1 protein-coding gene is annotated in these 860 nt (G+C 69.1%); it reads right to left on the bottom strand.

What is annotated here, in order from left to right; all coding sequences use genetic code 11:
* Nucleotides 1–779: acyl-CoA dehydrogenase family protein (locus ACOADB_RS27930; protein ID WP_378606861.1), on the bottom strand; the 779-nt coding region annotated here is incomplete at its 3' end.
* Nucleotides 780–860 lie beyond the last annotated feature (81 nt).

Genomic DNA, 860 nt, shown 5'->3' with positions numbered 1-860 from the left:
TAGCCCATCTTGTGGTTGACCCCGGCCAGCGTGACGTCGTTGCGCTCCCCGCGGCTCCCGTCCTCACCGACCACGAACTTCGGCGTCGCGAACAGCGACAGCCCCTTCACACCGGCCGGTGCACCCTCGGCGCGCGCCAGCACGAGGTGGACGATGTTGTCGCCCATCTCGTGGTCGCCGCCGGAGATCCACATCTTGTTGCCGAAGATCCGGAACGTCCCGTCGGGCTGGCGGACGGCGCGGGTCGTGATGTCGGCGAGCGACGAGCCGGCCTGCGGCTCGGACAGGCACATCGTCCCGAACCAGCGGCCCTCCAGCATCGGTGGCACGAACCGCTGCACCTGGTCGGGCGACGCGTGGGCGAGCAACAGGTTCGCGTTGGCCATCGTCAGCATCGCGTAGCCGGCAGTGGCGGTGTTGGCCGCCGCGAACCAGGCGAAGCACGCTTGCTGGATGACGTGCGGCACCTGCACCCCACCGACCTCGGCATCCATCGCGGCCGAGATCAGCCCCGCGTCGGCGTACGCCCGCAGCGCGGTCGCGACCTCCGGGATGATCGTGACCGTCTCGCCGTCGAACTGCGGTTCCTGCTGGTCGCTCGTCGCGTTGTGCGGTGCGAAGTACTCCGCCGCCAGCGACGTCGCCAGGTCCAGGACGGCGTCGAACGTGTCGCGACTGTGCTCGGCGTACCGCTCGCGCGAGGTGAGCCCGGCGACGTCCAACCACTCGTGGAGCAGGAAGTCGAGGTCTCGTCGCGACAGCAGCAGGTCCGGGTTCACGACCCCAGCCTGCCTGAAAGGGAGTTGGGTGGGTGAGAGTGACCCCTGGGTCACTCTCACCCACCCAACTCCGGTCTACCG

The organism is Nocardioides sp. CPCC 206348, from assembly GCF_048654705.1.
In the GTDB taxonomy this organism is placed as follows: Bacteria; Actinomycetota; Actinomycetes; order Propionibacteriales; family Nocardioidaceae; genus Nocardioides.
Note: the sequence above shows the minus strand (reverse complement) of the source record. Positions and strands in the feature narration are given on the sequence as shown.